The organism is Geodermatophilus sp. SYSU D01106 (assembly GCF_054049995.1).
In genome coordinates this window covers 130072-155836 of the sequence record NZ_JBJGYM010000002.1, presented here as the reverse complement: position 1 = coordinate 155836, position 25765 = coordinate 130072, and the positions used below count along the sequence as shown (strand labels likewise).

General features: G+C 74.9%; 30 protein-coding genes, 1 other RNA gene and 1 pseudogene. 20 read left to right on the top strand and 12 right to left on the bottom strand.

All coding sequences use genetic code 11. The features are described from left to right. Positions 1–7 precede the first annotated feature (7 nt). Together ACI78R_RS02955 and ACI78R_RS02950 are read right to left on the bottom strand one after the other, a co-directional pair. Complete coding sequence (locus tag ACI78R_RS02955; RefSeq protein ID WP_457039608.1) at positions 8–202, bottom strand: hypothetical protein; 195 nt, start codon at positions 200–202, stop codon at positions 8–10. Between the two features lie 87 nt (positions 203–289). After that, positions 290–883 (bottom strand): pentapeptide repeat-containing protein, encoded by a 594-nt coding sequence (locus ACI78R_RS02950; RefSeq protein WP_457039607.1) that lies wholly within the window; start codon positions 881–883, stop codon positions 290–292. Between the two features lie 115 nt (positions 884–998). Here ACI78R_RS02950 and ACI78R_RS02945 point away from each other — a divergent pair, with 115 nt between their 5' ends. Next, positions 999–2036 carry an esterase/lipase family protein gene (locus ACI78R_RS02945; RefSeq protein WP_457039606.1) on the top strand — a complete coding sequence of 346 codons (1038 nt, stop codon included), beginning with the start codon at positions 999–1001 and terminating at the stop codon, positions 2034–2036. Positions 2037–2086: 50 nt separating this feature from the next. Here ACI78R_RS02945 and ACI78R_RS02940 read toward each other — a convergent pair whose 3' ends face one another. Next, positions 2087–2323, bottom strand: a complete 237-nt coding sequence (locus ACI78R_RS02940) for a hypothetical protein (protein ID WP_457039605.1) — start codon at positions 2321–2323, stop codon at positions 2087–2089. 49 nt (positions 2324–2372) lie between these two features. Between ACI78R_RS02940 and cutA the strand changes: the two genes are divergently transcribed. Beyond that, positions 2373–2693: a divalent-cation tolerance protein CutA gene (cutA, locus tag ACI78R_RS02935; RefSeq protein ID WP_457039604.1), complete on the top strand. Its 321-nt coding sequence runs from the start codon at positions 2373–2375 to the stop codon at positions 2691–2693. Between the two features lie 8 nt (positions 2694–2701). Here cutA and ACI78R_RS02930 read toward each other — a convergent pair whose 3' ends face one another. Continuing rightward, complete coding sequence (locus ACI78R_RS02930; protein WP_073418857.1) at positions 2702–2989, bottom strand: DUF6343 family protein; 288 nt, start codon at positions 2987–2989, stop codon at positions 2702–2704. 75 nt (positions 2990–3064) lie between these two features. Here ACI78R_RS02930 and ACI78R_RS02925 point away from each other — a divergent pair, with 75 nt between their 5' ends. The 17 genes from ACI78R_RS02925 to ssrA all read left to right on the top strand — a co-directional run bounded on the left by ACI78R_RS02925 (position 3065) and on the right by ssrA (position 17080). Further along, complete coding sequence (locus ACI78R_RS02925) at positions 3065–3478, top strand: hypothetical protein (RefSeq protein WP_073418859.1); 414 nt, start codon at positions 3065–3067, stop codon at positions 3476–3478. A 27-nt stretch (positions 3479–3505) separates the two neighbouring features. Beyond that, positions 3506–4618, top strand: a complete 1113-nt coding sequence (gene prfB, locus ACI78R_RS02920; RefSeq protein ID WP_073418861.1) for a peptide chain release factor 2 — start codon at positions 3506–3508, stop codon at positions 4616–4618. A 138-nt stretch (positions 4619–4756) separates the two neighbouring features. Then, entirely contained in the window at positions 4757–5446 is a 690-nt protein-coding gene (ftsE, locus tag ACI78R_RS02915) for a cell division ATP-binding protein FtsE (protein ID WP_073418863.1), read from the top strand. Positions 5447–5486: 40 nt separating this feature from the next. After that, positions 5487–6371 (top strand): permease-like cell division protein FtsX, encoded by an 885-nt coding sequence (gene ftsX / locus ACI78R_RS02910; protein ID WP_073418865.1) that lies wholly within the window; start codon positions 5487–5489, stop codon positions 6369–6371. A 148-nt stretch (positions 6372–6519) separates the two neighbouring features. After that, positions 6520–7533 carry a hypothetical protein gene (locus tag ACI78R_RS02905; RefSeq protein ID WP_457039603.1) on the top strand — a complete coding sequence of 338 codons (1014 nt, stop codon included), beginning with the start codon at positions 6520–6522 and terminating at the stop codon, positions 7531–7533. Between the two features lie 9 nt (positions 7534–7542). Further along, positions 7543–8019, top strand: a complete 477-nt coding sequence (gene smpB, locus ACI78R_RS02900; RefSeq protein WP_073418869.1) for an SsrA-binding protein SmpB — start codon at positions 7543–7545, stop codon at positions 8017–8019. Beyond that, positions 8016–8939 carry an NADP-dependent oxidoreductase gene (locus ACI78R_RS02895; protein WP_457039602.1) on the top strand — a complete coding sequence of 308 codons (924 nt, stop codon included), beginning with the start codon at positions 8016–8018 and terminating at the stop codon, positions 8937–8939. Before smpB ends, ACI78R_RS02895 begins: the two co-directional genes overlap by 4 nt. A gap of 10 nt (positions 8940–8949) precedes the next feature. After that, positions 8950–9843 (top strand): amidohydrolase family protein, encoded by an 894-nt coding sequence (locus ACI78R_RS02890; RefSeq protein WP_457039601.1) that lies wholly within the window; start codon positions 8950–8952, stop codon positions 9841–9843. Next, a complete protein-coding gene (locus ACI78R_RS02885) occupies positions 9843–10271 on the top strand; it encodes a GNAT family N-acetyltransferase (RefSeq protein ID WP_457039600.1) in 429 nt (142 codons plus the stop codon). The genes ACI78R_RS02890 and ACI78R_RS02885 overlap by 1 nt, the downstream gene beginning before the upstream one ends. Positions 10272–10280: 9 nt before the next feature. Further along, positions 10281–10688, top strand: coding sequence for a VOC family protein (locus ACI78R_RS02880; protein WP_457039599.1), 408 nt, complete (start codon positions 10281–10283; stop codon positions 10686–10688). Positions 10689–10699: 11 nt separating this feature from the next. Next, positions 10700–11725 carry a GNAT family N-acetyltransferase gene (locus tag ACI78R_RS02875; protein ID WP_457039598.1) on the top strand — a complete coding sequence of 342 codons (1026 nt, stop codon included), beginning with the start codon at positions 10700–10702 and terminating at the stop codon, positions 11723–11725. Continuing rightward, positions 11722–12162 carry a GNAT family N-acetyltransferase gene (locus ACI78R_RS02870; RefSeq protein WP_457039597.1) on the top strand — a complete coding sequence of 147 codons (441 nt, stop codon included), beginning with the start codon at positions 11722–11724 and terminating at the stop codon, positions 12160–12162. The genes ACI78R_RS02875 and ACI78R_RS02870 overlap by 4 nt, the downstream gene beginning before the upstream one ends. Positions 12163–12172: 10 nt before the next feature. Continuing rightward, positions 12173–13051, top strand: coding sequence for an SCO6745 family protein (locus tag ACI78R_RS02865; RefSeq protein ID WP_336029140.1), 879 nt, complete (start codon positions 12173–12175; stop codon positions 13049–13051). Beyond that, positions 13048–13581, top strand: a complete 534-nt coding sequence (locus ACI78R_RS02860) for a carboxymuconolactone decarboxylase family protein (RefSeq protein WP_457039596.1) — start codon at positions 13048–13050, stop codon at positions 13579–13581. Before ACI78R_RS02865 ends, ACI78R_RS02860 begins: the two co-directional genes overlap by 4 nt. Before the next feature lie 45 nt (positions 13582–13626). After that, on the top strand, positions 13627–15231 hold the full coding sequence (locus ACI78R_RS02855) for an SLC13 family permease (protein ID WP_073418877.1): 1605 nt from the start codon (positions 13627–13629) through the stop codon (positions 15229–15231). 253 nt (positions 15232–15484) lie between these two features. After that, positions 15485–16624 (top strand): magnesium and cobalt transport protein CorA, encoded by a 1140-nt coding sequence (locus ACI78R_RS02850; RefSeq protein ID WP_457039595.1) that lies wholly within the window; start codon positions 15485–15487, stop codon positions 16622–16624. 82 nt (positions 16625–16706) lie between these two features. Continuing rightward, positions 16707–17080, top strand: a transfer-messenger RNA (tmRNA) gene (gene ssrA, locus ACI78R_RS02845). Between the two features lie 45 nt (positions 17081–17125). On the opposite strand, the gene ACI78R_RS02840 is transcribed toward ssrA, so the two are convergent. The 6 genes from ACI78R_RS02840 to ACI78R_RS02815 form a co-directional block, all read right to left on the bottom strand. Continuing rightward, positions 17126–18046, bottom strand: a complete 921-nt coding sequence (locus ACI78R_RS02840) for an SDR family oxidoreductase (protein WP_457039594.1) — start codon at positions 18044–18046, stop codon at positions 17126–17128. Continuing rightward, positions 18043–18759: an SDR family oxidoreductase gene (locus tag ACI78R_RS02835; protein ID WP_457039593.1), complete on the bottom strand. Its 717-nt coding sequence runs from the start codon at positions 18757–18759 to the stop codon at positions 18043–18045. The genes ACI78R_RS02840 and ACI78R_RS02835 overlap by 4 nt, the downstream gene beginning before the upstream one ends. A gap of 166 nt (positions 18760–18925) precedes the next feature. Continuing rightward, positions 18926–19864: a helix-turn-helix domain-containing protein gene (locus tag ACI78R_RS02830; protein ID WP_457039592.1), complete on the bottom strand. Its 939-nt coding sequence runs from the start codon at positions 19862–19864 to the stop codon at positions 18926–18928. Between the two features lie 108 nt (positions 19865–19972). Then, the gene (locus ACI78R_RS02825) at positions 19973–21007 is read right to left on the bottom strand and encodes a Glu/Leu/Phe/Val dehydrogenase dimerization domain-containing protein (RefSeq protein ID WP_457039591.1); all 1035 of its coding nucleotides are present in this window, start codon (positions 21005–21007) and stop codon (positions 19973–19975) included. Positions 21008–21128: 121 nt separating this feature from the next. Continuing rightward, positions 21129–21584, bottom strand: a complete 456-nt coding sequence (locus ACI78R_RS02820; RefSeq protein WP_457039590.1) for an Lrp/AsnC family transcriptional regulator — start codon at positions 21582–21584, stop codon at positions 21129–21131. A 34-nt stretch (positions 21585–21618) separates the two neighbouring features. Further along, positions 21619–21996, bottom strand: coding sequence for a cupin domain-containing protein (locus ACI78R_RS02815; protein ID WP_073418887.1), 378 nt, complete (start codon positions 21994–21996; stop codon positions 21619–21621). 208 nt (positions 21997–22204) lie between these two features. Between ACI78R_RS02815 and ACI78R_RS02810 the strand changes: the two genes are divergently transcribed. Further along, positions 22205–23671 carry a tannase/feruloyl esterase family alpha/beta hydrolase gene (locus ACI78R_RS02810; RefSeq protein WP_457039589.1) on the top strand — a complete coding sequence of 489 codons (1467 nt, stop codon included), beginning with the start codon at positions 22205–22207 and terminating at the stop codon, positions 23669–23671. 57 nt (positions 23672–23728) lie between these two features. Here the strand turns inward: ACI78R_RS02810 and ACI78R_RS02805 are convergent. Together ACI78R_RS02805 and ACI78R_RS02800 are read right to left on the bottom strand one after the other, a co-directional pair. Continuing rightward, positions 23729–24262 (bottom strand): annotated as a pseudogene (locus tag ACI78R_RS02805) (UGSC family (seleno)protein). Then, positions 24262–25692 (bottom strand): thioredoxin family protein, encoded by a 1431-nt coding sequence (locus ACI78R_RS02800; RefSeq protein WP_457039588.1) that lies wholly within the window; start codon positions 25690–25692, stop codon positions 24262–24264. The pseudogene ACI78R_RS02805 and the gene ACI78R_RS02800 overlap by 1 nt, the downstream one beginning before the upstream one ends. Positions 25693–25765: the final 73 nt, after the last annotated feature.

The window sequence follows — 25765 nt, the reverse complement described above, 5'->3', positions numbered from 1 at the left end:
AGGCGGCTCAGCGCACGTAGGTGGTGCCGCCGCCGAGGGCGGTCAGCACGACCATGCCGATGAAGGCGAGCGCGATGAAGAGGACGACGGCGGCGAACAGCAGCCAGCTGCGGTCCTCGATGCCGGGCTTCTCCGCAGGGCTGGGCGACGGGGCCTGCTCGGCCGGCTGCTCGGTGGGCGGATGGTCGACGGGTGCGGTCATGACGACTCCCGGGGGTGCGCCTGTGCCGCCACGCTAGGGCGGCCGCGGGTGCTCCCGGAGGGTCGGAGGTCCCTGGTCGGGGCCGGTTCAACCGATGCGGAGGCCGAGCGCCTGCGCCAGCACGACCGCCTGCTCGGCGCGGATCCGGGCGCCGTCGAGGGGCACCTCCCGCGGGTCGAAGGCGGCCAGGTCGCTGCCGCGCAGGTCGGCACCCGACCAGCGGCTGCCGTCGAGGGCGGCGGCCGACAGGTCGCAGTCCGTCACCGTGGCGCCGGTGAGGTCGGCCCCGCGCAGGTCGGCCTCGCGCAGCCGCACACCGGCGAACTGAGTGCCCCGCAGGTCGGCGTCGACCAGCGACACGAACGACCAGTCGCCGCCGCTCACCCGCAGCGGGCGCAGCGAGCAGGACGAGAAGACGCTGCCCAGAACCGCACAGTCGGTGAACTCGGCGGTGGTGAACGAGCACGCGGTGAACCGGCAGCCGCGGAACGCCGAGGCCTCGTGCCGCCCGGCCGACAGCCGGCAGTCGGTGAACGCGCAGTCCTCGAACGTGGCGCCCACCGACGTCGTCTCCGACAGGTCGACGCCGAGCAGCGTGCAGCGCACGAACGACCGGCCGGAGAGGTCCTCGCCCCACCAGTCCTCGCCGCGCAGGGTCGCGTCCTCCACCGGGGCGGTCACGCCGGGGAACCTAGCCCGGGTGGCGCGGAGCACATCCCCAGGCACAGTCGGTCGTTGTGTTGCACGAGCGCCCGCGACGACGCGGGCGCCCGACCGCGAGGAGACGCGACCCGCGATGACGAGGTCCCGACTGCTGGCCGCCCTCACCGCGGCCCTCACCGGCGCCACCGCCGCCGTCCTGTTCGGGAGCGGCACCGCCGGCGCCGCCCCGGCGTCCGCGACCGCCGACACCGGCGCGTTCGCCCCGCTCGACCGGCCCGGGCCTCGTCTGTCGGTGCCGCGCGACGCCCTCGACGCGAGCCTCGACTGCAACGGCCCGCTGCGCGGCGTCGCGCAGGACCCGGTCCTGCTGGTGCCCGGCACCACGATGGACCCGCACGTGGGCTTCGACTGGAACTACGCCCGCGCCTTCGACCAGCGCGGTCTGCGGTGGTGCACCGTGACGCTGCCCTTCGACGCCACCGGCGACATCCAGGTGGCCGGCGAGTACGTCGTGCACGCGGTCCGCTCGATGGCGCAGCAGTCACGCCGCGACGTCGACGTCGTCGGCTGGAGCCAGGGCGGGATGGTGCCGCGCTGGGCGCTGCGCTTCTGGCCCGACACCCGCGCGCTCGTCGACGACCTCGTCGGCCTCTCGCCGTCCAACCACGGCACCGCGCTGTCGCAGGTGACCTGCGGCGACTGCAACCCGGCCTTCCACCAGCAGGCCGCGGGCTCGGCGTTCCTCGCCGCGCTCAACAGCGGCGCGGAGACCTTCGCCGGCGTCGACTACACGGTGGCCTACACGGCGCTCGACGAGGTCGTCGTCCCCAACACCCCGGGCATCGCGAGCTCCGCGCTGCGCACCGGCGACGGCGCGATCAGCAACATCGCCACCCAGGAGGTCTGCCCGGCCAACGCGGCCGACCACTTCGCCATCGGCAGCCACGACCCGGTCGGCTACGCGATCGCCCTCGACGCGCTCACCCACGACGGGCCCGCGGTGCGCTCGCGCATCCCGCTCGGCACCTGCCTGCAGCCGTTCCAGCCGGGCGTCGACCCGCTCACCTTCGGGCCCACCTACGCCGGGTTCCTCGCCTACGCCACGAACTCGGACGGCAACGCGCCCGACGTCCCGGAGGAGCCGGCGCTGGCTCCCTACGTGTACCGCTGAGGAGGGGGACGGCCGCCGCGGAGCACCCGGGCGGCCGTCCCCGCCGCGGGTCAGCCGCCGCGCTCGACCTCGGCCTGCACGATCCCGCCGATCGCGGTGCGCAGCGCCTCGTTGCCGGTGTCCCCCTCGGCCAGCGCGGCGCGGGCGTCCTCGGGCAGCAGCGCGGGGTCGACGTCGTCGAGCCAGGCCACGTCGTCGCCGTTGCGGCGGCCGATCTGCAGTGCCTCACCGCCGTGCCGGACCACGTAGGTCTCGCTGTCGATCTCGATCGTCAGGTCGTCGCTCATGGGCGGCCCCTACCCGGCGCGGCCCGTGGCACGCACCCAGGATGGGCGGGTGGACGTCGTCGAGGTGGTGGTCACCGGGCCGGACGCCGGCTGGCTGGCCGGTTACACGCGCACCGTGGTCGAGGAGCGGCTGGCCGCCTGCGGCCACCAGTTCGCCTTGATCCGCTCGGTCTACCGGTGGCAGGGCGCGGTGCACGACGAGCCGGAGGCGCGCGTCGCGCTGCACACCCGCGCGGCCCTCGTCCCCGAGCTGGTCGCGCGCACCGCGGAGCTGCACCCCTACGACGTCCCGTGCGTCCTCGCGCTGCCGGTGTCCGGCGGCAACGAGGACTACCTGCGCTGGGTGGTGGCCGAGACCCGCGAGCCCTGACGGGTGGGTCAGCCGGGTTCGCCGCGCAGCTTCCGCCGGGCGACGACGACCAGGTCCACCAGCGCCACCGCGCCGAGGACGAACAGCAGCACCGCCGGCCACGCGGGCAGGTCGGTGCGCAACCACAGGACCCCGAACACCACGCACACGACCAGGCCGAACGCCGCCAGCACCAGCCGCAGGGTCAGCGCCGACTGCGCCGGGGCCGCGCCGAGCAGCCCCGCCGTCGGGTCGTGGTGGTCGGGCAGGCCCCGCTCGTAGTCCTCGCGGGTCAGCTTCCGCCGCGGCTCGCTCATGGGAGGGGGGTACCCGGTGCCGGCCCCGGCCACCCGGATCGGCCGCTGTGAGGACGGCCGGGTGAGGATGGCCGGGTGACGCCGCCCGCCCGCGACTCGACCGCCGTCCTGCGCGACCTCGGCGCCGCCCTCCGGGCCGCCGCGCCGGCCGGCGCCGCCCGGCTGCGCTACCGCGCCGTCGTCGTCGGCGACGTCCGCCGCGACCAGCTCACCGCCGAGCCGGGCACGGGGGAGGAGTTGCCCGTGCCCGCCGCCGTGCGCCGCGCGGCCGAGGAGCTCAAGCGCGCCATGTGGACGCCGGAGCGCGGCACCTGGCTGCAGACCGAGATGGTCCTCGACCTGGCCAGCGGCCGGCTGGTGCCGATCTTCAACGCCGAGGCCGCCCCGCCCGGACCGCCGCTGCCGCCCGGGGCGGTCGCCGCGGAGCTGCGCGCCTACCCGCGCCCGCCCGGCGCCGTGCCCGGCTGGATGGGCGAACCGACCGGCTGACCCCGCGGCGCACTACCCTGGATCGACGTGGCCGCAGACTTCTCCGTCGTCCTCGACGAACTCGACACGACCCTCTCCAGCATCGAGTCCGTCCTCGACGTCGACAAGCTCCGCCGCGAGGTCTCCGAGCTCGAGCAGCAGGCCGCCGCGCCGGACCTGTGGAACGACGTCGAGGCCGCCCAGGCGCTGACGTCGAAGCTGTCCTACCTGCAGGGCGACCTGCGCCGCGTCGAGGAGCTGCGCCGCCGGCTCGACGACGTCGGCGTGCTGCACGAGATGGCGCAGGAGGAGTCCGACGAGGCCACCGCCGCCGAGGCCGAGCGCGAGCTGGCCGCCCTGCGCACCGAGATCGACGAGCTCGAGGTCCGCACGCTGCTCAACGGCGAGTACGACTCCCGCGAGGCGCTGGTGACCATCCGCTCGGAGGCCGGCGGCGTCGACGCGGCCGACTTCGCCGAGATGCTCATGCGGATGTACCTGCGCTGGGCCGAGCGCCACCGCTACCCGATCGAGGTCTACGACACCTCCTACGCCGAGGAGGCCGGCATCAAGTCGGCCACCTTCGCCGTCAAGCAGCCCTACGCCTACGGCACGCTGTCGGTCGAGCAGGGCACCCACCGGCTGGTGCGCATCTCGCCGTTCGACAACCAGGGCCGCCGGCAGACGTCGTTCGCCGGCGTCGAGGTGCTGCCGGTCGTCGAGCAGACCGACCACGTCGACATCCCCGAGAACGAGATCCGCATCGACGTCTTCCGGTCCTCGGGCCCCGGCGGGCAGAGCGTGAACACCACCGACTCCGCCGTCCGCATCACCCACCTGCCGACCGGCATCGTGGTGTCCTGCCAGAACGAGAAGAGCCAGATCCAGAACCGCGCCGCGGCCCTGCGGGTGCTGCAGGCGCGGCTGCTCGCGGTCCGCCAGGCCGAGCAGCGCGCGGAGATGGACGCGCTCAAGGGCGAGGGCTCCAGCTGGGGCAACCAGATGCGCTCCTACGTGCTGCACCCGTACCAGATGGTCAAGGACCTGCGGACCGAGCAGGAGACCGGCAACACGACGGCGGTCCTCGACGGCGACATCGACTCGTTCATCGAGGCCGGCATCCGCTGGCGCCGCCAGCAGGAGAGCGTCCCGGCGTCCTGACGGCGTCGACCCCGTCACAGTCGGCGGGGGTTCGGCGGGCGCACCTCCGGGGTAGTGCAGCAGATTCGCGCAACGCGCCCGGTGCGTCTCGCCGCGAACCGCTCATGGTGCGGTCCCGGGCAGGTACCGTGGCCCCTCGTGATCGAATTGCAACACGTCACCAAGCTCTACCCGGCCAGCGCTCGGCCGGCCCTCGATGACGTGTCGACGGAGATCGACAAGGGCGAGTTCGTCTTCCTGATCGGCTCCTCGGGCTCCGGCAAGTCGACCTTCCTCCGGCTGCTGCTCAAGGAGGACGACCCGACCCGCGGCACGGTGACGGTCAACGGCAAGACCCTCAACGGCATGAGCAAGTGGCAGGTGCCGAAGCTGCGCCGCACGATGGGCTGCGTCTTCCAGGACTTCCGCCTGCTGCGCAACCGCACGGTGGCCGAGAACGTGGCGTTCGCCCTCGAGGTCATCAACAAGCCGCACCGCACCATCAAGCGCGTCGTCCCCGAGGTGCTGGAGATGGTCGGCCTCGACGGCAAGGCCTCCCGCCTGCCCCACGAGCTCTCCGGTGGTGAACAGCAGCGGGTCGCGATCGCCCGCGCGTTCGTCAACCGGCCGCTGGTGCTGCTCGCCGACGAGCCCACCGGCAACCTCGACCCGGAGACCAGCGAGGGGATCATGCTGCTGCTGGAGCGGATCAACCGCACCGGCACCACGGTGATCATGGCGACCCACGACTACCACATCGTCGACTCGATGCGCCGTCGCGTGATCGAGCTCAACGGGGGCCAGATCACCCGAGACCAGTCGCGCGGCGTCTACGGCGTCGGCCGCTGACGGTCCTGACCCCTCACCTGCACCTCACGCAAGGGAACCCATGCGCGTCAACTTCGTCCTCTCCGAGGTGGCCACCGGGCTGCGTCGCAACCTGACCATGACGGTCGCGATGATCCTGACCACGGCCATCTCGCTCGGTCTCATGGGGACCGGCCTGCTCATCGCCGGGATGATCTCCGACATGAAGGAGATCTACTACGACAAGGTGCAGGTCTCCATCTTCCTGGCCGACGACGTCACCGACGAGCAGCGGACCGCGATCGAGACCCAGCTGACCGACTCGCCGGAGGTCGCCACCTTCCTCTACGAGTCGAAGGAGGAGGCCTACGAGCGCTTCCGGCAGCAGTTCTCCCAGCAGCCCGAGCTGGTCGAGAACACCCCGCCGGACGCGCTGCCGGAGAGCTTCCGCGTGGAGCTGGTGAACCCCGAGCGCTACGAGGTCATCGCCGCGGAGTTCCCGAACGGGCAGAACGGCGTCGACCAGGTGCGCGACGAGGGCGACTTCCTCGACCGCCTGTTCAGCCTGCTCAACGGCGCCCGCAACGCCACCATCGCCGTCGCGGTGGTGCAGGCGCTGGCGGCGCTGCTGCTGATCTCCAACACGATCCAGCTGGCGGCGTTCAACCGGCGCAATGAAACGAACATCATGCGGCTGGTCGGCGCCTCGCGCTGGTACACCCAGCTGCCGTTCATCCTCGAGGCGGCGCTGGCCGGCCTGATCGGCGCGCTGCTCGCCGTCGGCGGCCTCGTGCTGGCGAAGGTGCTGTTCGTCGACAAGACGCTGGCCGGGCCGATCAAGGCCGGGATCATCCCGCCGGTCGACTGGGGCGCGATCGCCACGATCAGCCCGATCATCGCCGCGGCCGGCGTCGGCCTGGCCGGCATCGCCGCCTACGTGACGCTGCGCCTCTACGTCCGGCTGTGACATCGTCGGCCTCCCGGCCGACACCGCCACCACGTGCCGTCCCCGGTCGCGTGGAGCCCGCCCGTCGAACCCGTCGGGAGCCCTCCGGGCCCCACGCCGGGTCCGACATCGGCGCGCGCGGCGCGGGAGGCAGGGGTAGGACCGGGGCATGACGACCGACGAGGTGGCCCCGGCAGGCGACGTCGACAGCGGGCGGGCCGACGTCCGAGCCGCCCTGCGCAGGCTGGGTGCGGTGGGCGCCTTCGGCGACGACGGCGAGGACCCGACGACGGGGCTGCTGGCCGCCGTGCGGCTGGTGCGCGAGGTGGCCGCGGTCAGCCTCGCCACCGCCTTCTCGGCCTGGTCGCAGCGCATGGTCGTGGAGTACCTGCGCGCCGCCCGGCTGCCCGACGACGGCCTGTCCGCGGCGTTGCGCACCGCCGAGGTGACCGGCGCGACCGCGCTCGCGCCGGCGATCGCCGACCTCGCCGGTACCGGCACGATCCCGGTCACCGCCACCCGCGACGGCGCCGGCTGGCGGCTCACCGGCACGGTCGCGTGGGCGTCGAACCTCTTCGACGACGCCGTCGTCGTCGCCCCGGCGCGCACGTCCGACGAGGGCCGGCTCGTGGTGCTCTTCGGCCGCACCGACCCCGGCGTCACGCCCGAGGGGCCCTACGACCTGCTCGGCCTCAACGGCACCGGCACCGGCGGCCTGCACCTCGACGGCGTCGCGGTCGGGCCGGACCGGGTGCTGAGCGACGACCTGGCCGCGTTCCTCGGCACCTGCCGCCCGGCGATGCTGCTCATGCAGACCGCGCTCGCCCTCGGCCTGGCCGACGCCGCGCTCGCCGCCGTCGACACCCACCTGGTGCCCGGCGCGCTGCTGCGCCGTGACGCCCAGGACCTCTCCGACCAGCGCGACGACGTCGCCCGCCGCACCGAGGACCTGGCCGGCGACCGGGTGGGACTGGGGCCCGGCGACCTCGCCCGGCTTCGACTGGCCGCCATGGACGTGGCCGCCGAGGCGGTGCGGCTGGAGTGCTCGGTGGCCGGGGGAGAGGGCTACCGGGCCGGCAGCGACACTGCCCGCCGGGTGCGCGAGGCGGCCTTCCTGCCGGTGCAGGCGCCCACCGTCGCCCAGCTCCGCCGGGAGATCACGGCCGCCGGGGTGCGGCAGTAACCTGGGGACATGCCGCGGGAACAGGGGCGCAAGTTCATCGCCCAGAACAAGAAGGCGCGGCACGACTACTCGATCCTCGACACGTTCGAGGTCGGCCTGGTGCTCACCGGCACCGAGGTGAAGAGCCTCCGCGCCGGCCGGGCGTCGCTGGTCGACGGCTTCGCCACCGTCGACGACGGCGAGGTGTGGCTCCAGCACGTGCACATCCCCGAGTACACGCAGGGGACCTGGACGAACCACGCCCCGCGGCGCAAGCGCAAGGTGCTCATGCACCGCGAGGAGATCGACAAGCTGATCGGCAAGACCCGCGAGGGCGGCCTGACGCTCGTGCCGCTGGACCTGTACTTCAAGGACGGCAAGGTCAAGGCCACGCTCGCGCTGGCCAAGGGCAAGAAGTCCTACGACAAGCGCCACGACCTCGCCGAGCGCGACTCTCGCCGCGAGATCCAGAAGGCCTTCGGCCGCTACGTGAAGGGACGTCGTTGAGGGGCATCGCGTACGACCGCTTCGGGGGCTCCGAGGTCCTGGAGCTGCGCGACGACCTCCCCGAGCCGCCCGTCGGGCCGGACACGGTGCTCGTCCGCACGCACGCCGCGGGCGTGAACCCGGTCGACGTCGGCATCCGCGAGGGGCACCTGTCCGGGTTCTTCCCGCACCGCTTCCCGATCGTGCCCGGCTGGGACCTCGCCGGGACGGTGGAGGCGGTCGGGCCGGCGATCCACGACCTCGCGCCCGGCGACGAGGTGTTCGGCTACCTGCGCCGCGACGACGTCCAGTGGGGGACGGCGGCCGAGCTCGTCCCGGCGCCGCAGCGCTGCCTCGCGCGCAAGCCGGAGTCGCTGTCGTTCGCCGAGGCGGGGGCGCTGCCGCTGGCGGGGCTCACCGCCTACCAGGCGCTCACCGAGGCGCTCGACGTCGGCGAGGGCGACCGGGTGCTGGTGCACCGCGCGGCCGGCGGCGTCGGGTTCTTCGCCGTGCAGATCGCCGTCGCGCTCGGCGCGCACGTCATCGGCACCGCGAGCCCGCGCAACCACGGCTTCCTCCGCGACGCCGGCGCCGCCGAGGTGCTCGACTACGCGGCCGGGCCGGTCAGCGCGCAGCTGTCGGAGCCGGTCGACGCCGTCCTCGACCTCAACGGCGGCGACGCGCTCGCCGACGCGCCGCAGCAGGTGCGCGACGTCGCCCGGGTCGCGAGCGTCGTCGACCCGGCGGTCAACGAGATGGGCGGGCGCTACGTGTTCGTCCGGCCCGAGCGGCACGACCTCGAGGAGCTCGGCCGGATGGCCGACGCCGGCCAGTTGCGCGTGGCGATCGCCAAGGCGTTCCCGCTGGAGCGCACCGCCGAGGCCCACGACCTGGTCGCCGGCGGGCACGTGCGCGGCAAGGTCGTCGTCACCCTGCGATGAGCAGCGGAGCATGAGCGTCCCGCCGCCGGTCGACGACGACGACGTCCCGCGGTTCTGGCGCGAGCTCGGCCTGCCCGGCCTGGTCGACGTCCACGTGCACTTCCTGCCGCCGCGCGTGCAGGCGAAGGTGTGGGCGTACTTCGAGGCGGCGCGGACGCACTACGGCGCCGAGTGGCCGGTGGCGTACCCGCTTCCCGAGGACGAGCGGCTCGCCGTCCTGGCGCGGCTCGGCGTCCGGGCGTTCCCGACGCTGCCGTACCCGCACAAGGCGGGGATGGCGGCCTGGCTCAACGACTGGTCGGCCGACTTCGCCGCGGCGCACCCGCAGGTGCTGCGCTCGGCCACGTTCTTCCCCGAGCCGGAGGCGCCGCACTACGTCGCCGAGGCGCTCGACGCCGGCGTCCGGGTGTTCAAGGTGCACGTGCAGGTGGGCTCCTTCGACCCGCGCGACGTCCTGCTCGACCCGGTGTGGGCGCGGCTGGAGGAGACCGGGACGCCGGTGGTCATCCACTGCGGCTCCGGCCCGCTGCGCGGCGAGCACACCGGGCCGGCGCCCATGGCCGGGCTGCTCGAGCGGCACCCGCGCCTGCAGCTGGTGATCGCCCACCTCGGCATGCCCGAGTACCGGGAGTTCCTCGACCTCGCCGAGCGGTACGAGCGGGTGCACCTGGACACCACGATGTTCGCCACCGACTTCACCGAGCGGCTGATGCCCTTCGACCCCGCACTGCGGCCGCGGCTGGGCGCGCTGCGGGACAGGGTGCTCCTGGGCAGCGACTTCCCGTCGATCCCGTACCCCTACGCCCACCAGCTCGCCGCGCTCGCCCGGCTCGGCCTCGGCGACGACTGGCTGCGCGCGGTGCTGCACGACAACGGCGCCCGCTTGTTCGGGCTGCCGGCCTGATGCCCGCCGCGCAGGACCACCTGCGGGTGGACACCGTGATCGGCCCGCTGCTCCTGCGTCGTCCCGGGGCCGACGACCTCCCCGCGGTGCGGGCCGTCCACGGCGACCCGCGGACCAACCGGCACGACCCGGCCGGCCCGGACGCCGACGTCGCGGCCGGCCGGGACCGCCTGCGGGAGTGGCTCGACCACTGGGAGCGGCACGGGTTCGGCTACTCCGCCGTCGAGACGGACGAGGGGAGGGTCGTCGGCTTCTCCGACGTGCGGACGTCGGCGTGGGACGGGGTGCCGGTGCTGGCCTTCACCACCGTGGACGACACCGGGTCGCGGCGCACCGCGCTCGCCGCCGGGCTGGTGCGCCGGCCCGACCTCGAGCGGGTCGTCGACGGGCACTGGGCGGTCGTCTTCACCACCCCGCCGGCGGGGTAGCGGCAGCCCGTGACCATCCGACTCGCCGCCGCCGTCCTGGGCACCCCCGACCCGCGCGGGCTGGCGCGCTTCTACCAGCGGCTGCTCGGCTGGCCGGTCCGCGACGACACCGACGACTGGGCCACGCTGCGTCCCGAGGACGGCGGCACCGGCCTGTCCTTCCAGCTCGAGCGCGACCACGTGCCGCCGGTCTGGCCGCCGGAGCCGGGCACCCAGCAGATGCAGACCCACCTCGACCTGCTGGTCGACGACCTCGAGGCCGCCTGTGCGCTGGCCGAGGAGGCCGGCGCCCGGCGGATCGGCGGGTACGACGACCCGCAGGAGATCGTGCGGGTCTACGCCGATCCGGCCGGGCACCCGTTCTGCCTGTTCGTCCGGGTCGCAAATGCGTCGCCGGGACCGGACGGCCCCGCCTAACCTCGGGCACCGTGTCCGACCTGCTGCCCGCCGACGTGACCGGCGACGTGACCGGCCTGCCCGAGGGCCTCACCGCCCGCCCGCTCACCCTCGACGACGCCCCCGCCGCGGCCGAGCTGCTCGAGGCGGCCGAGGCCGTCGACGACACCGGCGAACACGAGGACGCCGCCGACCTGACCGAGTGGTGGGACCGCGAGCTGGTCGAGCTGCCCCGCGACGGCCGGGCGGTCGTCGACGCCGACGGCCGGCTGGTGGCCTGGGCGACGTCGATCGCCCCGCGCGGCGGCCGCGACGCCTTCCGCATCTGGACCGAGGGCCGCGTGCACCCCGACGTCCGCGGCCGCGGCGTCGGCCGGGCGCTGCTGGCCTGGCAGCTGCGCCGCGGCGCCGAGCAGCACGCCGAGTTCGGCCCGCCTGGCCTCCCCGCCCGGCTGGTCACCTCCGTCTGGCCGGCGATGACGTCGCTGGAGTCGATGCTGCGGCGCGCCGGCTTCGAGGTGGAGCGGCTGTTCGCCTCGATGGAGCGCCCGCTCACCGGGCTGCCCGCCGTCGCCCCGCCGCCCGGCGTCGACCTCGTGCCCTTCACCTGGGACCGCGACGACGAGGTCCGCCGGGCGCACAACGCCTCCTTCACCGAGCACCACGGCTCCACCGAGCGCGACGAGCAGGCCTGGCGCAACTGGTTCACCGGCCGGCAGGCGTTCCGGCCCGACCTGTCGGTGCTCGCGCTCACCGACGGCGCCGTCGCCGGCTACGTGCTCACCTACGAGTACGAGGCCGACACCCGCGCCACCGGCATCCGGACCGCGCACTTCGGCCAGATCGGCGTCCTCCCGTCCGCCCGCGGCCGCGGCGTCGCCTCGGCCACCATCGCCGCCGCGCTGGCCGCCGCACAGGAGGCCGGGTACGCGCAGGCCGCCCTCGACGTCGACACCGAGAACACCACCGGCGCCTTCGCCCTCTACGAGCGGGTCGGCTTCCGGGTGGCCCGCACCCACCACGCCTGGGCGTACGTCGTCCCGCCGGCCGCGGGGTGACCCGCCCGGCGCGGGAGGACGACCTGCCGCTGGTCGAGGACGCCGAGCGGGCCTACGTCCGCGACGTCGAGCCCGACCAGGAGGCCGGCTGGACGGCGGCGCTCGACCGCAACCGGGCGCTGTGGCGGGAGAACCTGGCGCGCACCACGGTGCTGGAGGACGGCGGCGCGCCGGCCGGGTTCGTCATGTGGACGCCCGACGGCGACGCCGCGCTCGTCGTCACCGTGCAGGTGCTCCCGCCGCACCGCCGCCGCGGGCACGGCCGCCGGCTGCTGGAGGTGGTCGCCGCGCAGGCGCGCGCGGCGGGGCTCGCCGAGGTCCGCCTCGGCGTGCACCGCGACAACCCGGCCCGGGCGCTGTACGAGGCCGCCGGCTTCCTGCCCGCGGGGGAGGACGCCGCCTACCTGCTGTTCCGCCGCCCGGCCGCCCCGGCCTAGGGTCGCCGGCATGGTCAGCGCCGATCAGCCCGTCCTGGACCCCGCCCTCGTCGCCCGCGCGTACCGCGCCGTCGAGCCCCTGCACAACCACGTGTACTTCGTGCCGGAGACCGACCAGCACCTGACGGCGGCCGGGCTGCGGCCGGGGCGGATGGTCTACTTCGCCGGCCGCGCCGCGCCGATGGGCGCCGTCGGCCCGGGCGTGGTGACGGCGACCTTCTCCAACTTCTCCCCGGCGATCGTCGCGCGGCACGTCCCGCGGGCGTGGACGCTGGCCACCCCCGAGCAGGTCGTGGCCGCCCGGTTCGCCGCCGCCCGCGCCTCGCTCACCCGGCTGCTCGGCGGCGAGGAGGCCGCGGCCGCGCCCGAGGTCGGCGAGCTGGGCGACCTGCTCGTCGAGGCCTGCACCGTGCTCACCGCCGAGGGCCGCCCGCTTTACGCCGGCCACGCCGACCTCGCGTGGCCCGCCGACCCGGTGAGCCGGCTCTGGCACGCCGCCTCGCTGCTGCGCGAGTGGCGCGGCGACGGGCACGTCGCCGTCCTCGTCCGCCACGAGCTGTCGGGCCTGGAGGCGCTGGTCAGCCACACCGCCACCGGCCGCGGCTTCCTGCCCTCCTCGGCCAAGGCCACCCGCGGCTGGAGCGACGAGGAGTGGGACGCCGCCGCCGCGCGGCTGGCCGGCCGCGGCCTGCTCGACGGCGACCGGCTCACCGACGCCGGCCTGCAGCTGCGCGCCGACCTCGAGACCGAGACCGACGCGCTGTCCACCGCGCCCTGGGCGCACCTCGGCCCCGAGCGCACCGCCCGCGTGATCGCCTTGGGCAAGGCGCTGTCGAGCACGCTGGTGGCCAACGGCGCCTACCCGGCCGGCGTCTTCGCCGGCCGGTGACCGTCCGGCTGCCCGAGGCGTCCGACGAGGGGCCCACCGCCGACCTGCTGCGCGCGCGGCGCGGCGGCACGCTCACCGTGCTGGACCGGCTGTTGCTGCACAGCCCGCCGGTGGCCGAGGGCTGGAACGCGCTGCTCGGCGCACTGCGCGGCGGCAGCACGCTGCCGGCCGACCTGCGCGAGCTCGTCGTCCTGCGGGTCGCCGTGCTCACCGGGGCGGAGTTCGAGTGGACCGCCCACGAGCCGATCGGCCGCCGCGCCGGGTTGACCGACCGTCACCTGCGCCGGCTGCGCGCCGCCGAGCCCACCGCCGAGCCGGTGTGGACGCCCGCGCAGGCCGCCGTCCTCGCCTTCACCGACGCCTCCGCCCGCGCCGTCGACGTCTCCGACGCGGTGTTCGCCGCGGTGCGGGAGCACCTCGACGACCGGCAGGTCGTGGAGCTGACCGTGCTGGTCGGCGGCTACTGCATGGTGTCGCGGTTCCTCGTGGCGATGCGCGTGCCGCCGTCGGACGGCGAGGTCGCCGGGTAGCGCCGTCCTCCCTATCGTGTGGATCACACCGGGCTGGGAGCTGCCATGACGACGACCGACCGTCCCGCACAGCGCACCGACGTCGACGCCGCGTTCCGCGGCTCGGCCACCTACCGCAGCCTCGGCGAGCAGCAGCTCAGCCCGGCGGAGGAGCGCTTCGAGAAGGGGCGCCGCACGGTCGGGCTGTTCCTCGCCCCGCTCGTGACGGTCGTCTTCGCGCTGCTGCCGCTCGGCATGGAGGACCAGCAGCAGCTGCTGGCCGCGATCCTGCTCGGGGTCATCGTCCTGTGGATCACCGAGCCGGTGCCCATCCCGATCGGCGGTCTCATCGGGCTGGCGGCGATCGTCGTCCTCGGGGTGGTCCCGGCCGACGACGCCGTGGCGCCCTTCGGGTCGACGACGGTGTTCACCTTCATCGGCGCGTTCATCCTCGCCGCCGCGATGCTCAAGCACGGCGTCGCACGCCGGTTCGCCATGGCGATCCTGTCGCTGCGCTGGGTGGGCGGCTCCACGTCGCGCCTGGTCATCGCCTTCGGGCTGATCACCGCGCTGCTGTCGGCGTTCGTGTCCAACACCGCCACCGTGGCGATGCTCCTGCCGACGGCGCTCGGCATCCTCTCCGTCATCGCCAAGCTGCTGCAGGACAAGGGCCTGGTGCAGCCCGACTTCGACCCGCTCCGGCTGCGGGTCGGCGTCGCGCTCATGCTGATGCTGGCCTACGGGGCGAGCGTCGGCGGGCTCATCACCCCCGTGGGGACGCCGCCCAACCTGATCGGCCGCGGCCTGATCGAGGAGGCGACGGGGGAGCGGATCGGCTTCCTGCAGTGGATGCTCATGGCGCTGCCCATCTGCGCGCTCATGTTCGTGGCGCTGGCCGCCGTCCTGCTGCTGCTCAACAAGCCGGAGATCAAGCGCATCGAGGGCGTGCACGAGTACGTGCAGGCCGAGCGGGCGGAGCTCGGCCCGGTCTCCCGCGCGGAGAAGAACACGCTGGTCGCGTTCGGGATCACCGTGGCGCTGTGGATCTTCCCCGGCGTCATCGCGCTCACCGCCGGCACCGAGTCCGAGCTCTACACGACGATCAGCGACCGGATCGACGAGGGCATCGTCGCGATCCTCGGGGCGTCGCTGCTGTTCCTGCTGCCCACCGACTGGAAGAAGCGGGAGTTCACCCTCCGCTGGTCCGACGCCGCCACGATCGACTGGGGCACGGTGCTGCTCTTCGGCACCGGCATCGTCTTCGGCTCGCTGCTGGCCGACACCGGCCTGGCCGAGACGATCGGCAACGCGTCCGCCGACACCCTCGGCCTCGGCAGCACCCTCGCGATCACCGTCTTCGCGGTCATCCTGGCGATCGTCATCTCGGAGACGACGTCGAACACCGCGTCGGCCGCCGTCGTCGTGCCGATCATCATCCCGGTGGCCGTGGCGGCGGGGATCAACCCGTTCGTCCCGGCACTGGCGGCCACGTTCGCGGCGTCGTTCGGGTTCATGCTCCCGGTGTCCACGCCGCAGAACGCCATCGTCTACGGCTCCGGCGTCGTGCCGATCACGAAGATGATCCGGTCGGGCATCTCGTTCGACGTGCTCGGCGCGCTGCTCATCGTCGTCCTGCTGCCGGTGATGGTGGGTCTCGTCCTCGAGGTCTGATCCTCCGGGTGAACGGAGAGGGAAGTCTCCGTCTCCGGCGGGCCCGCACGCCCGGCGGCGTGTCACGATGGACGACGGCCCGGACGACGACGGGCGCCGGTCGACGGAGGGAGGGCGAGCGCATGCGCAGCGAACCCCCCAGTCCCAGTCCCGAGGTCCTCCCCGCCTAGCTCCCGGCGCCGCCCCGCGCCCCGGTGCCCGCGTGGAGGACCACTGCTGTGTCCTCCGCCCAGCGTCCTCCCGGGAGCCCGTCATGGCCGACCGTCGCCTCGCGCCCCTCACCGCCCTGTCCACCCTGGGCCGCCGCCCGCGGCCGCCGGTGGTGCGCCCCGTCCCGCCGCCGCCCCCACCGGCGCCGGTGGTGCGGCAGTCGAAGCTCATCGACAACGCCGTCTACGCCGGTGGCCGGCGCATCGCGACCCCGCCGTCGGCGGCCGAGAGCCACGACTGGCTGACCGAGGGCTTCGACGACCGCCTCGTGTGGCTCGGCCTCTACCGGCCCGAGCCCGCCGAGCTGGGGGAGCTCGCCGAGCAGTACGGGCTGCCCGAGCTCGCCGTCGAGGACGCCATCCAGGCCCACCAGCGGCCCAAGTTCGAGCGCTACGGCGACACGCTGTTCGTCGTCCTCAAGGCCGCGCGCTACCTGGACGCGGCGGAGGAGGTCGAGTTCGGCGAGCTGCACCTGTTCCTCGGCCGGCAGTTCGCGATCACCGTCCGGCACTCCGAGTCGCCCGACCTCGCGCGGGTGCGGCGCCGGCTGGAGAGCGAGCCGGACCTGCTCGGCCGGGGCAGCGAGGCGGTGCTCTACGCGATCCTCGACGCCGTCGTCGACGGGTACTCCCCGGTCGTCGCGGGCCTGGCCAACGACATCGACGAGATCGAGACCGAGGTCTTCCGCGGGGACCCGGGCGTCTCCCGGCGCATCTACGAGCTGTCGCAGGAGGTCCTGGAGTTCCAGCGCGCCGCGCAGCCGCTGACCGGCATCCTCGCCGCGATCACCGCCGGCTTCGACAAGTACGGCGTCGACGAGGAGCTGCGCAGCTACCTGCGCGACGTCGCCGACCACGTCACCCAGGTGACCGAGCGCATCGAGGCGTTCCGGCTGCAGCTGCGCGACATCCTCACCGTGAACGCGACCCTGGTGGCGCAGCGGCAGAACGACGAGATCCGCGAGCTCACCGAGGCCTCGATCGCGCAGGGCGAGGAGGTCAAGAAGATCTCCGCCTGGGCGGCCATCCTGTTCGCGCCGACCCTGGTGGGCACGGTCTACGGGATGAACTTCGACGACATGCCCGAGCTGTCGTGGCACCTCGGCTACCCGTTCGCGCTGGTGCTGATGCTGGGCGTGAGCCTGACCCTGTACGCGGTGTTCAAGCGGCGCGACTGGATCTAGGGCCACCGCGCCGCCAACGCGCCGGGACGGCGGGGGAACAACCGGGGAGCCGTCCCGGTTACGATGGGTGCACAACTACACAGGGGGTGAATGGTCTCGACTGCGGTCGGGTGACCAGGGGAAGCGAGCCGAGGAAGCCGACGATGAGCTCGTTAACCACGCGTCGGAAAACACACAAGCGCCGACTCCAGTCAGCGCGAGTTCGCCCTCGCTGCCTAAGTAGCGAGGCGACTCTGTCAGCCCGGGTTCGTCATCGGCCCGGATCCTGGCATCAGCTAGATGACTCACCGTGAGCGCCGGTCGCGGGCGCCCACGGGAAACCAAACAGCGACTGGGCCTGTCATCTCGACGTGTTCGTGCGATCGGGAGGGCCGAGCAGAGGCAGAGCGGACTGCGCTCGGAGAAGCCCTGGTGATGCGTCGCAGGACGCGGGTTCGATTCCCGCCACCTCCACCCCGTGCGAGAGCCCCGGTCGGGTGTCCGACCGGGGCTCTCGTGCGTCTAGCCGCGGGCGGGTGCCCCGTCGGTCCGGACGCGGAGCAGGTCCTCCAGCCCGATCCGCTCGTAGAACTCCCGCCGCACCTGGTCGCCGAGGTGGTTCACGCGCTCGGCGCCGTCGTCGGCGGGGTCCACGTGGACGCGGAAGGGCCGGGTGCCCTTCTCCATCCCGACGACGGCGGCCACCTGGCGGGCGACCTCGGCGGGGTCGGCGTCGGGTGGCGAGAGCTCCGCGAGCCGGGCGCCGACCTGGTCCAGCAACCCCGAGTACTCGGTCTCGTAGGCGGCGGCGACCTGCTCGTCGCGCGGGCTCCCCGCGTGGGCGAAGTGGTTCGTGCCCGTGGTGAACGAGCCCGGCACGACGATCACCGAGTCCACCCCGAACCGCGCGAGCTCCGCGGCGTAGGACACCGCCAGGGAGTCCTCGGCCGCCTTCGCCGCGAAGTACGGCGCCAGGTACGGCGGGGTGCCGCCGCGCGTGCTCGTCGAGCCGATCCACACCACCAGCCCGTCCCGCTGCGCCCGCAGGTGCGGCAGCACGGCCCGGTTGAGGCGCTGGGTGGAGACGGCGTTGGTGTCGAAGACGTCGTGCAGCTGCTCCGGGGTGAAGGCCTCGGTCGGCCCGAGGACCATGTGCCCGGCGTTGTGCACGACGACGTCGATCCGCCCCGCCTCGGCCAGCACGCGGGCGACCGCCGCGTCGGTGCTGTCCTGGTCGCCGACGTCGAGTTCGACCGTGCGCAGGTCGATCCCGGCGTCCCGGGCCTCGGCCCGCGCCTCCTCGACGGCGGGCGCGTTGCGCCCGGCGGTGTCCCGGATGCCGGCGTAGACGGTGTGCCCGGCCGCGGCCAGCTCGCGGGAGATCATCCGCCCGAAGCCGCTGGAGGCGCCCGAGACGAGCACGACCCTCGGGTCCCCGCTCATGCCGCACCCCCGTTGGCGAAGACGACTTGGCCGTTGACCCACCGGCCGGGGCCGGCGAGGAAGGCGACGACCTCGGCGATGTCCGCGGGCTCTCCGAGGCGGCCCATCGGGTTCATCGACGCCATCCGGGCGACGGTCTCCTCGTCCTTGCCGTCGAGGAACAGCGGCGTCGCCGTCGGCCCGGGGGCCACCGTGTTGACGGTGACGTCCCGCCCCGCGACCTCCTTGGCCAGGATCGGGGTCATCGCCTCCACCGCGCCCTTGGTCGCCACGTAGGCGGCGTAGGTCGGGAGTGCCAGGCGGGTCACCGACGTCGACACGTTGACCAGCGCCCCGCCGTCGCGCAGCCGGCGCAGCGCCTCCGCGGAGACGACCAGCGTGCCGCGGAGGTTGGTGCGGACCATGCCGTCGACCTCCCCGCCCTCCTTCAGGTCCGCCTGCGCCAGCGGCGCGAGGCGCATGATCCCGGCGGTGTTGACGACGACGTCGACGCCGCCGAACTCGCTCTCCGCCGCCGTGAAGACCGCCGCCACCTGGTCCTCGGCGGCGACGTCGGCCTGCGCGGTGGTCGCGAGGCCGCCCGCGGCGACGACGGCCCGCGCGACCTCCTCCGCCCGCTGCGGGTTTCCCGCGTAGTGCACGACGACGGCGAAGCCGTCGGCGCCGAGACGCTCGGCGCACGCCCGGCCGATGCCGCCGGACCCTCCGGTCACCACCGCCACGCGACGTGTGCGGTCGGGCCCTGTGCTGGTGCTCTGACTCATCTCACTCCTCGTCGTGGGGACGCCCGTCATCGTCGGGCGGCCGCCGGGGTGCACGTGACCCGCGGAGTGCGCGGTTCCGTCCCGGGGAGTGCGCCGCTGGGCGGAACGGGCCGGCTCAGGAGCCGCGGACCGCCCGCCGGTAGGCCGACGGCGAGGTGCCGCGGTCCCGCCGGAACGCCTCCGCGAAGTGGCTGGTGCCCGCGTAGCCGACGGCGACGGCGACGTCGAGGACCGGCAGGTCGGTGCTGCGCAGCAGCCGGGCGGCGGAGTCCATCCGCAGCCGGACGAGGTAGCGGTGCGGGGTCAGGCCGGTGGCGGCGGTGAACGCGCGCAGGAAGTGCGCCCGCGACAGGTGCACCAGCGCGGCGCACTCGTCCAGGCCGACCTCCCGGCCCAGGTGCGCGTGCAGGTGGTCGACGACCCGCCGGACGGCGGCGTCGGGGAGCGGGCGCACACCGCGCGGGGCCGGCGCGAGGGTCCGCCCGTCGCGCGGCTGCGCACTGACCAGCTGGGTGGCGACGGCGAGTGCGAGCGCCTCGCCCGCCAGCCGGGGCGCGCCCCCCTCGGACGCGGCGGCCAGGGCCCGGGCCGAGGCGAGCACCCCGGGGTGCTCCAGGACGAGGACGTCGGGGTGCCGGGCGGGGTCCCAGGCCACCCCGAGCGACCGGGACGCCTCCTCCATCAGCCCCGCGCCCAGGTGGACCTGCACGGTGCTGGCCGGCCGGCCGCCGTCCTCGAGCGGTCGCCAGCGCAGCGTGGAGGTGGCGCCGGGAGCGGTGACGCCCATCGCCCCGGGCCGGTAGTCGGCCCCCACCCACCGCTGGCCGCGCCGGCTCTCCAGCCGGTAGGCGCCGGACCGCTGCACCACCAGCAGGCTGTCGCGGGTGGGCGCGGTGGTGAACTCCTCGGCCACCGCGGGCTCGGCGTACCGGCGGACCAGCACGGTGCTCCAGGAGCCGGGGCTGGTCCACTCCGGGCGCCGGGCCGGCAGCGACCGCCAGGCCTCCCGGCTGGCCGGGTCCAGGCCCGTCGCCGGCGCCGCGTCGGTGCTCATCGGCCGGACCTCCCGGTTCCGTCCCGGGGGAGGCCTCGTGCGGCTCCGGGCGCGCGCACAGTCAACCCCGGCCGGGGCCGGACGTGCGTGGTGCCGCCGTCCCCAGGGTCACGCCACGGCCCCGGACAGCCGCCGGGAGGAGAGCTCGAGCGCCACGGTCAGCGGGTCCGCCCCGCTGCGGGCGGCCTCCTCCAGCACCAGGTCCGTGGTGGTGTCGATCCGGCGGAGCCGGTCCTCGACGGCGGCGCCGTCCAGGCCGAGCTCCTCCCGGGCGACGGTGCTGACGATGCCGCCCGCGCTCGCCACCAGGTCGGGCACCCAGGTGACCCCCCGCGCGGCCAGGACGGCGCCGGCCTCCGGCGTCGCGAGCTGGTTGTTCGCCGGGCCGACGACGAGGCGGTGGTGCAGCCGCCCGGCCCGGTCGACGTCGAGGAGGCCGCCGCCGGCCGCCGGGACGAGGACGTCGTGCCGGGCGTCGAGGAGCTCCGCGACGGTGCGCCAGCGGGCGCCGGACCGGGTCGCCCGCTCCTCCAGCGCGCCGTCCACGTCGGCCACGTGCACCTCCGCGCCGTCGGCGAGCAGGGCGTCCGCCACCCGCCGGCCGACCGCGCCGTAGCCGAGCACCCCGACGGTCCGGCCGGCCAGGTCGGCGCTGCCGAGGGCGTGCCGCGCGCCCGCACGCAGGGCGTGCAGGACACCCGCCGCGGTCCCCGGCGCGGAGTCCCCGGCGCCCCCGGCCTCGGCCGGGCGGCAGAAGGCGTAGCCGGTCAGCCGGTGCAGGACGAGCATGTCGTCGGGTCCGGTGCCCATGTCGGGGCCGGCGAGGTAGGCGCCGCCGAGCTCGGTCAGCAGGTCGGCGACGTCGGCGAGGACCGCGGCGCGCAGACCGGGCGCGAGGGGCCCGGGCGGGACCCGGACGACGGTCTTCCCGCCGCCGTGGTCCAGGCCGGCCAGCGAGCACTTGTGCGTCATGGCCCGGGCGAGCGCCAGGACGTCGGCGACCGCGTCGTCCCGGCCCGGGTAGGGGCGCAGGCGCATCCCGCCGATGGCCGGGCCGAGGGTGGTGGAGTCGACGGCGACGGCGATGGTCAGGCCGCTGCGCGGGCCGGTCCGGTCGAGCAGCTGCTCCGGGGTGGCGGTCATGGCGGCACGCTAGGCAAGGCGTGCGGGATGCCGGGAGGATTCCGTCGTCCGGGAGCGTCGCGGCGTGGAAGTCCGCACACGGTCCCGATCGAGGGGCCTCCGGCCGAACAGGGTCCGGCGCTCAGACGAGCGGCGTGACGGCGGGGTTGCGGCTGTGCCGGTAGACCATGCTGCTGCGGAAGCTGACGACCTCGCGCCGGCGGCTCAGGGTGTCGACGAGGAAGGCGTGCACCTCCTCGACGCTGCGCACCCCGATGTGGAGCAGGAAGTCGTCGCCGCCGGCCAGGACGAAGACCGCCATCACCTCGGGCATGGCCGCCGCGTCGCGCAGGAAGTCGTCGATCAGCTCCCGGTTCAGCGGCCGCACCTGCGTGAACACCAGCGCCTGGACCGGGCGGCCGACGGCCGCGAGGTCGACGTCCGCGTGGTATCCGCGCACGACGCCCGTCTCGTGCAGCCGCCGGATGCGCTGGAAGGCCGTCGACGCCGCGACGCCGACCGCCCGGGCCAGGTCGCGGACGGGCTGGCGCGCGTCCCGCTGGAGCTCGACGAGGATGCTGCGGTCGACCTGGTCCACGCCGCCGGACGCTACCGACGGGCCGCCGCCGGGATCAGGCGGGCGACGGGCCGTCCACGTTGACGACGGCCTCGCCCGACCCGGCCCGGAAGACGACGATCGCCGACTGCTCGCCCGCCGGGTTGCCCTCGCGGTGCACCGCGTGCGGCGCGACGTACAGGAAGTCGCCGGCCCGCGCCTCGAGGACCTCCTCGCCGCCGGGGCCGAACTCCATCCGCAGCGCGCCGGAGACGACGTAGATCGTCGACTCGTGGTCGCCGTGGTGGTGCCACCCCGACGTCACCCCGGCCTCGGTGGTGACGTGCCCGGCCCACAGCCCGCCCGTCGCCACCGCCTGCTCGCGGTGCATGCCCGGTGTGGGGTGCCCCTCCGAGCGGTCTTCCGGGCGCACCAGCCGCACGTCGTCGCTCATCCGTTCCTCCCGGTGGCTCGGGGACCGCGGTCCCGGCGGCGCCCGATCATCCTCGCCGCGGCGGCGGGCGGCACCCCGTGCGGCGGGGGTGTGGGCACAGCACATCCCGGGCGGCCAGAGCGGTGGGCCCGCCACCTGTCGCCGTCGCCCGCCCGGTCCCAGCATGTGACGTGGACCACGGCCGATCGTCGCGCACGGAGGAGCCCTCGTGACACCACGTAGAACCGTCCCCCTGATCACCCTCGGCATCGCGGCGGCGCTGGCGTTGCAGGCGTCCCCGGCCACGGCCGCTCCGGGCGGCCCGGGCGGCCCGGGCGGCCCGGGCGGCCCGGGCGGCCCGGGCGGCCCGGGCGGCCCGGGCGCCGGACCCCGGCCGTGCGCCGCGGACGACACGGTCGAGGTCCCGGGCGCCGAGCTCAGCGTCACCGCGTGCCTGCCCGACCTCACCACCGCGGGCCTGCAGGCCGCCGCCCCGGGCCGCTACACCGACCCCGCCGACTGGACGGGCCTGCACATGCCGGGCACGCGGAACCCGACCGGGGTGCCGGGCCTGCAGGTCGACGGCTACTTCCCCGACACCTCCACCACCAACACGCTGCACGGGTGGGACCACGACAGCCAGTTCGTCCTGCGCATCCCGGACGACTGGAACGGCGGCCTCGTGGTCAGCGGCGCGCCCGGGACCCGCAAGCAGTACGCCTCGGACTTCCTGATCTCCGACTTCGTCCTGGCCCAGGGCTTCGCCTACGCCTCGACGGACAAGGGCAACAACGGCGTCGACTTCTACCGGGACGGCGTCGCGCCCGGGGACGCCGTCATGGAGTGGCACGACCGGGTCACACAGCTCGCGGTCGCGGCCGAGGGCGCCATCCGCGAGCACCTCGGCCGGGCGCCGGAGCGGACCTACATGGCCGGCATCAGCAACGGCGGCTACCTGGTGCGGTGGCAGCTGGAGAACCGGGCCCACCTCTACGACGGCGGCGTCGACTGGGAGGGCACCCTGTTCACCCCCGACGGGCCCAACCTGTTCACCTACCTGCCGACCGCCGTGCGGTACACGCTCGGGCAGGCGACCGCGGCGGACATGTACGCCGCCGGCTTCGCCCGCGGGTCCGAGCCACTGTGGGAGTACCACCGGACGGTGTACTGGGGGCTGACGCAGAAGACCTACCGGGCCGAGTTCGACCCGGGGTACGACCCGGCCTGCCCCGGGGCCACCGCCGGCACGACCCTGCCCGCGATCCTGGCGCCCTGCCCGAGCGACGCGGGCTACGACGCCTGGTTCGCCGACCCGCGCTCGCAGGCCGCGCACGACGCGCTGGCCCGGGTCAGCCTCACCGGGAAGATCAAGAAGCCGCTGCTCACCCTGCACGGCACCCTCGACACGCTGCTGCCCATCAGCACCGACAGCGACGTCTACGCCGAGATGGTCGCCGACCGGAACCGGGACCGGCTGCACCGCTACTACCGCGTCGAGGGCGGCAACCACGTCGACAGCCTGGTGCCGCTCGACCCGGCGCACCTGCGGCCGATGCTGCCCTGCTTCCGCACCGCGTTCGACGCGCTCACCGCGTGGGTCGAGGAGGGGGCGCAGCCGCCGGTGAGCACGACGGTCCCGCGCCCGGCCGGGGCCGGGACCGACCCGCTGCTGCTGGACACCTGCTCGCTCGGCTGACGCCGGCTCCGCGGGGGCCCGGGGGACGTCGTCCCCGGGCCCCCGCGGGTGTCCCGCTCAGCCGCCGGGCCGGGTCGCCGCGGTGACCGCGGCCAGCACCGCGGGGTAGGCGTCGCGGGCCAGCCGGCGCAGCTCGTCGTCGGTGCGGTCCTGGATCGGGTGCGGTACGAGCACGTGCGGCACCGCCAGGCCGAGCGCGCGCGACTGGGCGGTCGCGGCGTCGGCGAACTCCGCCGAGGCGAGGAAGACCCCCACCACGCCCCGGGCCTCGAGGTCGGCGATGTCGTGCACACTGCACGACGTGCACGAGCCCTAGTCGGCCAGTGCCTCGATGACCACCTCGCAGTGGGTGGCGATCTCGTGCCGCAGGTCCACCGGCGCCGGCCGGGCGAACGTCGGCTTGCGGTAGCGCAGGGTGCGCACGCCGTCGGCCCGCAACAGCTCCTCGAGCTCCTCGACGACGACGTCGCCGCGGCTCTTCGAGATGTCGAGCAGGCCGACCGTCCGGCCCTCCAGCGACGCCGGCCGCGCGGTCAGCGCGCGCTCCGCCGGCCGCCGCTCCGACGTCGGGTCGAGCAGCACCCGTGCCATCACGCCTCCTCGATCGGGACGGTGACCGGCGTGCTGCCGGTCGCGCCGCTGGCCCAGCCGCCGATGACGGCCGAGAACATGCCGGCCGGGCCGCCGGCGTAGGTGAGCAGGAGCCCGCCGGGTCGGAACTTCGGCAGCGGCCGGTCGAGCAGCGCGTCCGGCATCCCCTCGGCGATGCCGAGGGCGCCGCGCCGCAGCTCGTCGGGCTGCAGGACCAGCAGCGGCTCCAGCTCGGCGAGCAGCCGCTCGCGGTCCCACCCGGCCTCCCGGAACACCCGGCCGTGCTCGGGGCCGAGGACGACGAGGGCGTCCATGCCGAGCGCGGCCTTGGGGTGCCCGACGGTGCGCAGCACCAGCGCGAGCGTGCGGGCCAGCGACTCCGGCGTCCGGCTGAGCTGGTCGAGGAACGGGACGAGCCCGGCGCCGGCGAAGACGGTGAGCGCGGAGCCCGGGACGCCGCGGGACTCCGCGAGCGGCGGGAAGGGGCGCAGGCCGTCGTCGGCCTCGGCGAAGCACCAGCCGACCTTGCCGGGGTTGCCGAGGGTGGCGCGGTCGACCTCGCCCGGCCGCCCGCCGCCGACGTTGCGGACGACGAGCTGCAGCGCGCGGCCGATGGTCGCGTTGGCCCGGTCGCCCTGGCCGAGCACGTTGATGCCCGAGTTCATCCGCAGCCGCCGGGTGACCGGGCCGTTCACCACCAGCACCGGCCCCGCCGACCAGGTGGTGGCCAGCACGCCGTGCAGCGCGAACTCGTCGCGGCAGGCCGCCTCGACCGCGGCCAGCACCACCGGCAGGTGCTCGGGCAGGCACCCGGCCAGGACCGCGTTGACCGCGACCTTCTCCACCGTGCACTCGACGAGGTCGGGCGGGACGACGGCGACCACCTCGTCCGGCGCCCGGCTCGTGCCGCCGAGCATGCGCAGCACCCGCTCCTCGGTGGGCGGCACGCAGGGCAGGCCGTCGCTCCAGCCGCGGGCGTACACCGCCTCGACGTCGTCCTCCAGGTCGGCGAGCTCGACCCGGCGGGCGGTGAGCACCGAGCCGCCGTAGCGGCGGGCCAGCTCCTCCTCGACGCCCCACTCGACGCTGCGCGACCCGCAGCCCGGCCGGTGCTCGGGCAGACCGGGCCCGAGGTCCTCGACGCCGGTGAAGGTCTCCCAGGCGCTGCGCAGCCAGCCCTCGACGCGGCCGGTCTCGGTGCCGCCGTCGACGCGCAGCAGCGTGGGCACCGTCTCGATCCGCAGCCGCCAGCTCACCTCGAGCTCGCGGTCGTCGGTGACGGGCAGCCCGGCGGGGAAGCCCGGGTCGTCCTGGCTGACGACGGTGAGCGGGCCGGCGCCGGCCAGCTGCTGCAGCACGGGCTCGACCAGCGCGCACGTGGGGCAGTCGCGCTTGACGACCGCGACGAGTCCGTCGGGCACCGGTGCCACCGGTCGACTCTGACACGGGTGTCAACCCGCCCCTGGTCAGCGGCCGCCCGGTCGGCCAGAGTGAGCCGGGTCA

Coding starts and splice junctions, on each gene's coding strand:
- ACI78R_RS02955 (WP_457039608.1), bottom strand. CDS start 202: ATGACCGCACCCGTCGACCATCCGCCCACCGAGCAGCCGGCCGAGCAG.
- ACI78R_RS02945 (WP_457039606.1), top strand. CDS start 999: ATGACGAGGTCCCGACTGCTGGCCGCCCTCACCGCGGCCCTCACCGGC.
- ACI78R_RS02940 (WP_457039605.1), bottom strand. CDS start 2,323: ATGAGCGACGACCTGACGATCGAGATCGACAGCGAGACCTACGTGGTC.
- ACI78R_RS02930 (WP_073418857.1), bottom strand. CDS start 2,989: ATGAGCGAGCCGCGGCGGAAGCTGACCCGCGAGGACTACGAGCGGGGC.
- ftsX (WP_073418865.1), top strand. CDS start 5,487: ATGCGCGTCAACTTCGTCCTCTCCGAGGTGGCCACCGGGCTGCGTCGC.
- ACI78R_RS02905 (WP_457039603.1), top strand. CDS start 6,520: ATGACGACCGACGAGGTGGCCCCGGCAGGCGACGTCGACAGCGGGCGG.
- smpB (WP_073418869.1), top strand. CDS start 7,543: ATGCCGCGGGAACAGGGGCGCAAGTTCATCGCCCAGAACAAGAAGGCG.
- ACI78R_RS02890 (WP_457039601.1), top strand. CDS start 8,950: ATGAGCGTCCCGCCGCCGGTCGACGACGACGACGTCCCGCGGTTCTGG.
- ACI78R_RS02885 (WP_457039600.1), top strand. CDS start 9,843: ATGCCCGCCGCGCAGGACCACCTGCGGGTGGACACCGTGATCGGCCCG.
- ACI78R_RS02865 (WP_336029140.1), top strand. CDS start 12,173: ATGGTCAGCGCCGATCAGCCCGTCCTGGACCCCGCCCTCGTCGCCCGC.
- ACI78R_RS02855 (WP_073418877.1), top strand. CDS start 13,627: ATGACGACGACCGACCGTCCCGCACAGCGCACCGACGTCGACGCCGCG.
- ACI78R_RS02850 (WP_457039595.1), top strand. CDS start 15,485: ATGGCCGACCGTCGCCTCGCGCCCCTCACCGCCCTGTCCACCCTGGGC.
- ACI78R_RS02840 (WP_457039594.1), bottom strand. CDS start 18,046: ATGAGCGGGGACCCGAGGGTCGTGCTCGTCTCGGGCGCCTCCAGCGGC.
- ACI78R_RS02830 (WP_457039592.1), bottom strand. CDS start 19,864: ATGAGCACCGACGCGGCGCCGGCGACGGGCCTGGACCCGGCCAGCCGG.
- ACI78R_RS02825 (WP_457039591.1), bottom strand. CDS start 21,007: ATGACCGCCACCCCGGAGCAGCTGCTCGACCGGACCGGCCCGCGCAGC.
- ACI78R_RS02815 (WP_073418887.1), bottom strand. CDS start 21,996: ATGAGCGACGACGTGCGGCTGGTGCGCCCGGAAGACCGCTCGGAGGGG.